This is a genomic window from Microvirga splendida (assembly GCF_016427565.1).
GTDB classification, from domain to species: Bacteria; Pseudomonadota; Alphaproteobacteria; order Rhizobiales; family Beijerinckiaceae; genus Microvirga; species Microvirga splendida.
In genome coordinates this window covers 84799-91056 of record NZ_JAELXT010000019.1, presented here as the reverse complement: position 1 = coordinate 91056, position 6258 = coordinate 84799, and the positions used below count along the sequence as shown (strand labels likewise).

At 66.9% G+C, this 6258-nt stretch carries 6 protein-coding genes; 3 read left to right on the top strand and 3 right to left on the bottom strand.

Going from position 1 to position 6258, the window contains the following annotated elements; all coding sequences use genetic code 11:
- The first annotated feature begins 492 nt into the window (after positions 1-492).
- Positions 493-2520 carry a M23 family metallopeptidase gene (locus tag JAO75_RS16855; protein ID WP_199050298.1) on the top strand — a complete coding sequence of 676 codons (2028 nt, stop codon included), beginning with the start codon at positions 493-495 and terminating at the stop codon, positions 2518-2520.
- Between the two features lie 6 nt (positions 2521-2526).
- The gene (locus tag JAO75_RS16850; RefSeq protein WP_199050297.1) at positions 2527-3444 is read left to right on the top strand and encodes an AEC family transporter; all 918 of its coding nucleotides are present in this window, start codon (positions 2527-2529) and stop codon (positions 3442-3444) included.
- A 3-nt stretch (positions 3445-3447) separates the two neighbouring features.
- Here the strand turns inward: JAO75_RS16850 and gluQRS are convergent, their stop codons facing one another.
- The gene (gene gluQRS, locus JAO75_RS16845; RefSeq protein WP_199050296.1) at positions 3448-4320 is read right to left on the bottom strand and encodes a tRNA glutamyl-Q(34) synthetase GluQRS; all 873 of its coding nucleotides are present in this window, start codon (positions 4318-4320) and stop codon (positions 3448-3450) included.
- A 32-nt stretch (positions 4321-4352) separates the two neighbouring features.
- On the opposite strand from gluQRS, the gene JAO75_RS16840 reads away from it, so the two are divergent.
- The gene (locus JAO75_RS16840) at positions 4353-4997 is read left to right on the top strand and encodes a DNA-3-methyladenine glycosylase family protein (RefSeq protein ID WP_199050295.1); all 645 of its coding nucleotides are present in this window, start codon (positions 4353-4355) and stop codon (positions 4995-4997) included.
- A 32-nt stretch (positions 4998-5029) separates the two neighbouring features.
- Here the strand turns inward: JAO75_RS16840 and JAO75_RS16835 are convergent, their stop codons facing one another.
- Complete coding sequence (locus tag JAO75_RS16835) at positions 5030-5800, bottom strand: HpcH/HpaI aldolase family protein (RefSeq protein WP_199050294.1); 771 nt, start codon at positions 5798-5800, stop codon at positions 5030-5032.
- A gap of 60 nt (positions 5801-5860) precedes the next feature.
- Positions 5861-6184 carry a DUF1476 domain-containing protein gene (locus JAO75_RS16830; protein WP_199050293.1) on the bottom strand — a complete coding sequence of 108 codons (324 nt, stop codon included), beginning with the start codon at positions 6182-6184 and terminating at the stop codon, positions 5861-5863.
- Between the last annotated feature and the right edge of the window lie 74 nt (positions 6185-6258).

Below are 6258 nucleotides of genomic sequence, written 5' to 3'. Positions count from 1 at the left end.
TACAGCAGTCCAATGAACTGCCCGCAAGGACACCGCCGCCTACGCTTCTCTTCCCCTCTCAACAATGTCAAAGAGCACACATCTTTCGATGCAATCGATAAAAAGCACTTCCGCAGAACAGACTTTGGTCCCGACTTAAAGTCAGGCCAAACAGCCCGGTCTCTGAGGAAGTTCTTGGCGCCAGCCACCAAGTGGCCGCCGTCGATGGGCCGTATATAGGCTGAACCCTTTTGGCCTGTCAACGGGCTTGTGAAAGTTTTTTGACAGGTCGGGAAGTCCGGCGATTTCCGGGCCTGCCGCACAGGTTTTTCGGCCGCTGCCTCACTGCCGACACAGAAAGGCAGGAAGCAGGGCCGCGGCAGGCCTCCCCTCCTGGAGAGTTGGCGTCCTGCGCAAGCTTATCTATGGATCTGTGCGGTTGCCGTCTCCTGTGCTAGAGCCCTTCTGGTGTCTGTGACAGCAACCCACCCGCATCGACACATGACAGGGATCATGAGCCATCTTCCTCCCGACGACAGCCATGCCAAAGGCGCCCGCAGGGACGCGGCGCATCTGTCGTCCGGCATCGATCTCGGGCATGAGCCTCCTCTGAACAGCAGCGGCGTCGCGGCTCCGGAGGTCGACAAGTGGGAGGTGAACCTGCGCTGGCTCGGCGCCAGCGTTCTGACCGGGGTGACGGGCGCCGCCCTGATCGGAGCTTCCATTTATATTACGTTCGAAGGTGCGGCGATCTCCGCGCTGCCTCCAGAGCGGGCGGCCCTCAGCGGCCGCGCCGCCTCGTCCAAGGAAGAGCGGACGACGAACGTGGCCCGCAAGGCCGATCGGCTGAACATGACGGAGAATACGGTCTCCGCCCGCCAGAGCTTCAAGGCTCCGATGACGATCCGCAACGGCGAGCGCGAGGCCATCAAGGTTCGCCAGTTCGTGCGCGTCGCCACGAACCTGTCGCTCACCTCCGGCACCTATGCGACCGACATCCCGCCCTTCAATCCCCTGCGCCTGTTCGCGGAGGAGACCGGGGGACGGGTCGAGCCGGCTCCCGAAGTCGTCGATGCCGATGTCTCGGTCCTCAGGCGCGATCTTGCTCCGGTTGCCATCGAGGCGAGCGCCCCGTCGCTGACCGACAATGACGTGCTGGCCATCCTGGAAGAGGAACGCCGGGTCTTCAACGAAGCGGGCCGCCGGACCACGGTGCCGATTCCCGCCCAGCAGATGCTGTCGAGGACGCTGCGGCCGCCGGAGGCCCTGGGCGATGCCCTCGGCTATGCGCGCGTGGTCGATGCGCCCTTCAGCACCATCGAGGTTCGGGTCGTGCCGGAGAACGTGACCGACCTCGCGAAGACAGAGCAGAAGGCCATGCCTCCCCTCATCGAGGAGCGCGACGTGGTCCTCGTCAAGGGCGAGACCCTCGAGACGGCCCTGCGCAGCTACGGAGCAACGCCGGAGCAGATCGCCGCCATCACCTCCGCCCTCTCGGCCCGGATCAGGGTGGAAGCCATGACCGAGGGCCAGCGGCTGCGGATCCTCATCGCCCCGGGCCCCCGCCTGGGCGATCCCCGCCAGATCGTGCGCATGATCGCGTTCGGAGAGCGGGGCATCGAGGGAATTGCGGCGACCAACGATCGCGGCGTGTTCGTGTCCGTCACGCCCCCCGAGGATCCCGCGACTCAGCAGGTTGCAGATGCCGCCGACGAGGAGGAAGAGGAGGCGCGCGGCGGTGTGCGCCTTTACGAGAGCCTCTACGAGACGGCCCTCAAGAACGATCTGCCCCGGGAGACCGTGGACGAGTTGGTGCGCATCTTCGGCTATGACGTGGATTTTCAGCGCCGCGTCTCGCAGGGCGATTCCTTCGAGCTCTTCTTCGGCTCGGATGACGAGAACGGGGTGCCGGAAATTCTGTATGCCTCCCTGACGGTGAGCGGGGAGCAGCGCCGCGTCTACCGCTACCAGGGCGATGACGGAACCGTCGATTTCTTCGATGAGACAGGCCGCTCCCTCAAGAAATTCCTGATCCGCAAGCCTATTGCCGACGGCATCCTGCGCTCTGGCTTCGGCTCGCGCTTCCACCCGATTCTGGGTTACTCGCGCCCCCATACCGGCGTCGATTGGGCCCACAGGGTCGGTACCCCCATCATCGCTGCCGGCAACGGCACCGTGATCAAAGCGGAGTGGGATTCCGGCTATGGCCGCCGGGTCGAGCTTCAGCACACCAACGGCTATGTGACCGCCTATTCGCACATGTCGAGCTTCGCGAAGGGCATTGCGCCCGGAAAACGGGTGCAGCAGGGGCAGGTCATCGGCTACGTGGGCAATTCAGGCCTCTCCACGGGCCCGCATCTTCATTATGAAGTGATCATCAACGGCAGCTTCGTCGATCCGTTGAAGATCCGCCTGCCCCGCGGACGCGAGCTGGAAGGCCGCGGCCTGGTGGAGTTCAAGCGTCAGCGCGAGCAGGTCGACGAGCTGATGTCTCACAGCATGGCCTCGGCCAGCCTCTCCCAGCGCGCCGAACTCCGATAACCCTGAATGCTTGACCTGTTCGCGATCGTCCTGCCGGTCTTCGGCCTGATCGGCATCGGCTATCTCGCGCGCCAGGTTGGACTTGTCTCCGAACGGGTCGGCGAGGGGCTGTCCGAATTCGTCTTCACCCTGTCCCTGCCGTGCCTGATTTTTCGCACGCTCGTCAGAGCCGAGATCCCGGACGTTCAGCCTTGGGGCTACTGGATCTCGTATTTCGCCGGCGTGGCCGTGGTCTGGCTTCTGGCCACCGCCCTCGGCCGGCACTTCTTCGGCATCAAGGGCGTCTCGGGCGTGGTCGCCGGGTTCTCGGCCGGCCAGGCGAACACAGTGTTTGTCGGCATCCCGATGATCCTCAAGGCCTACGGCGACGAAGGCGCCGTGCCGCTCTTCCTCCTGATCGCCGTCCATCTTCCCGTCACCATGACGCTTGCAACGATCCTGGCCGAGGGACGGCAGGCCTCGCCGCTCCTCATCCTGCGCCGCCTCCTGACCCATCCGATCGTGGTCGGGATCCTGGCCGGATCCGCCTGCCGGCCGATCGCCACCTATGTGCCGGCTCCGGCCTGGCAGGTGATGGATCTGCTCGCGAGCGCGGCCGTGCCCTGCGCGCTGATTTCCATGGGCATTGCCCTTCGCCGCTACGGCCTGCAGATGGGCTGGAAGCTGCCGACCCTGATCTCGTTCCTGAAGCTCGTGGTGCATCCGCTTGTGGTGCTGCTGCTCGCCACCCAGGTCTTCCAGATGCCGCCGGTCTGGGCAGGCGTGGCGGTGCTCTTCGCCTCCTGCCCGTCCGGCATCAACGCCTATCTGTTCGCGGAGCGCTATGGCGAGGGCGTGGCCCTGGCGTCGAGCGCCGTGACCCTCTCGACCTTCCTGGCCCTGGGGAGCACCCTCGTCTGGCTTTATGTACTAGGGATTGGCTGAGGTTCAGAATCCCAGCCTCTCGCGAACGGCCTGCGGCGAGGCGCCCGCCTCCCGCAGCTCCGCCAGGGACTGCGACTGGCGGCTCTTCGCCAGCTTGTCGCCACCGGGATCGAGCACGAGCCCGTGGTGATGGTAGAGGGGCGTCGGGAGCCCGAGCAGGGCCTGCAGCAGGACATGGAGATCGGTGGCGGCCTCGAGGTCCTGGCCGCGAACCACATGGGTGACGCCCTGGAGCGCATCGTCAACCACCACGGAGAGATGGTAGCTCGTCGGCGTATCCTTGCGCACGACGACCGCATCGCCCCAGCGCCAGGGATCGGCCGCCACCCTCTCCTCGGCGCCCTCGCGGTCGAACCTGCAATAACTGTGAGGCCCCGGCAGGAGTTTCTGCAGAGCCCCCATGGCGAGCCGCCAGGCATGGGGCTCGCCGGCTGCGATGCGCCGTTCGATCTCGCCCGCCGGCAAGCCCCGGCAGGTGCCGGGATAGAGCGGGGCGCCGTCCGGATCGCGCGGCCAGGGCTCGCCGGTCTCCGCCTCCCGGCAGGCAACCGCCTCCGCGATGTCCCGGCGGGAGCAGAAGCACGCATAGACAACTCCCCTCCCCTTCAGGGTGCGGAAGGCGGCGCGATAATCGTCGAAATGGTCCGACTGCCGCCGGACCGGCTCCTCCCAGGCCAGTCCGAGCCAGGCGAGATCCTCGTGGATCGTCGCCTCGAACTCGGGACGGCAGCGTGTGGTATCAATATCCTCGATGCGCAGCAGCAGGCGCCCATTGTAGCGTCGCGCGAAATCGGCATTGAGCAGGGCCGAATAGGCATGGCCCAGGTGCAGCCGGCCGTTGGGGCTGGGGGCGAATCGGAAGACGGGCTTCGTCACGGGGGCCTGCGTGGAATAAGGAGCGCGAAGGAATGGCCACCCTCCTCGAAACGGACGCGGTTCTCAAGAGGGGCCTGACGGCGCTGGCGAAGGCGGACCCGGTGATGGCGCGGCTTAAGGCCGATGGCGTCACGCCGCAGCTCCGCAAGCGCCCGCCCGGTTTCGAGGGTCTGGCCTGGATCGTGGTGGGCCAGCAGGTCTCCACCGCGAGCGCCGCGGCCATCTGGGGCAGGCTTCGGGCCATCCTCGAACCTCCGACCCCGCAGAGATTTCTGGATCTGTCCGACGAGGATCTTCGGGCCGCAGGCCTGTCGGCCGGCAAGGTCCGGACCCTTCGCACGGTCGCGACGGAGATCATCGACGGGCGGCTGCCGCTCGCCGATCTCCCCGGCTTTCCCGCCGACGAGGCGCACAATCTTCTCACGCGGGTGAAGGGGATCGGCCCCTGGACCGCCGACATCTACCTGCTCTTCTGCCTGGGCCACCCGGATGCCTTTCCCGGCGGGGACCTGGCCGTGCAGGAGGCCGCCCGCCTGGCCTACGGGCTGGAGCAGAGGCCGGATGCCAAGGCGCTCAACGCCCTGGCCGAGCGCTGGCGGCCCTGGCGCGGCGTCGCCGCGAAGGTGCTCTGGGCCCATTACCGAATGGTCAAGGCCCGGGAGGGAGCGCCGGCCTGAGGGCCGGCAGCATAGCCTTCTCCTGGAGGGACTTAAGCCCTGGCGGCGGCCAGGGCCGCATGAGCCCCTGCGCGCAGCATGGACATGTCGCTGCCGATGGCGACCAGATGGAAGCCCTTGGCGGCGAGCTCCGCCGCCCGCGGGCCCGAGACCGCATAGATGGCGGCGATCTTGCCGGCGGCCTTCACCCGGGCCAGGGCATGGTCCAGGGCCTTGTCCACCTCGGCGCTGGTCGGGTCGACCCCCTTCCCACCGGACAGCGCGATCGACAGGTCGGACGGGCCGATGAAGACTCCGTCGATCCCCGGTACGGCCAGGATGTCGTCGATGATGGCGAGCGCCTCCCGGGTCTCCACCATGGCGAAGGAGGCGGCCAGATTATTGGCCGTCCGGAGATAATCGCCCGGCTCCAATCGCGAGAGCGCCAGCGCCCCGTAGGCGCCCCAGCTCCGCTCGCCCACCGGCGGGAACTTCGTGAAGGCGGCAAGACGGCGGGCATCCTCGACCGTGTTGATCATGGGGGCGATGATGCCCGAGGCGCCGGCGTCGAGATAGCGCGACGCCGTAGCGAACTCCCCGACCGGGATGCGGACCAGGGCCGGCTTTCCCGCCGCCGCGATCAGCGGAATGGCCTGGAGGGTTGCGGCGAAGTCGATGGAGCCATGCTGCGTGTCCAGGGTCACAGCATCGAAACCCTCCCGGGCCAGGGTCGCGGCGATGGACGGATCCGGCAGGCCGCACCAGGCGGTGAACAGGGGCGTGCCGCCTTTGAGGCGCTCGGGGAACAGGGGATTGGTCAGCATGGCGCCCTTTCGGCGGGATTTTTGGGGGATGGTGACGTGAGAGATGGGTCGGAGCGAGGCCTACCGGCCTGCCTTGATCTCCTCGACGGCGCGGGCGTTGAGCTGCGCCACCTTGTCCTTCAGTTCGGCCTCGCCGACGGGGCGGCCGGCGCCCTCCAGATCCTGGCGCACCTTGCGCAGGACATCCGCATCGCCCGCCTCCTCGAAATCGGCCAGAACCACGCTCCTGGCATAGGTCTCGGCATCCTCTCCCGATTTGCCAAGGCGCTCGGCCACCCAGAGGCCCAGCAGCTTGTTCCGGCGCGCCGTGGCCTTGAAGCGCAATTCCTCGTCGTGAGCGAACTGCTTCTCGAAGGCATCCTCACGCTCGTTGAACAGGGTCATCGGGTCTCCTCCCTTGGCTTTATCTTCATGCGATATAAGGGCGCACTCGCGCCGCCGCCAGACGCTCCCCATCT

Excerpts from the sequence above, each read along its gene's own strand:
- JAO75_RS16855 (WP_199050298.1), top strand. The coding sequence starts at position 493 with ATGAGCCATCTTCCTCCCGACGACAGCCATGCCAAAGGCGCCCGCAGG.
- JAO75_RS16850 (WP_199050297.1), top strand. The coding sequence starts at position 2,527 with ATGCTTGACCTGTTCGCGATCGTCCTGCCGGTCTTCGGCCTGATCGGC.
- JAO75_RS16840 (WP_199050295.1), top strand. The coding sequence starts at position 4,353 with ATGGCCACCCTCCTCGAAACGGACGCGGTTCTCAAGAGGGGCCTGACG.
- JAO75_RS16835 (WP_199050294.1), bottom strand. The coding sequence starts at position 5,800 with ATGCTGACCAATCCCCTGTTCCCCGAGCGCCTCAAAGGCGGCACGCCC.
- JAO75_RS16830 (WP_199050293.1), bottom strand. The coding sequence starts at position 6,184 with ATGACCCTGTTCAACGAGCGTGAGGATGCCTTCGAGAAGCAGTTCGCT.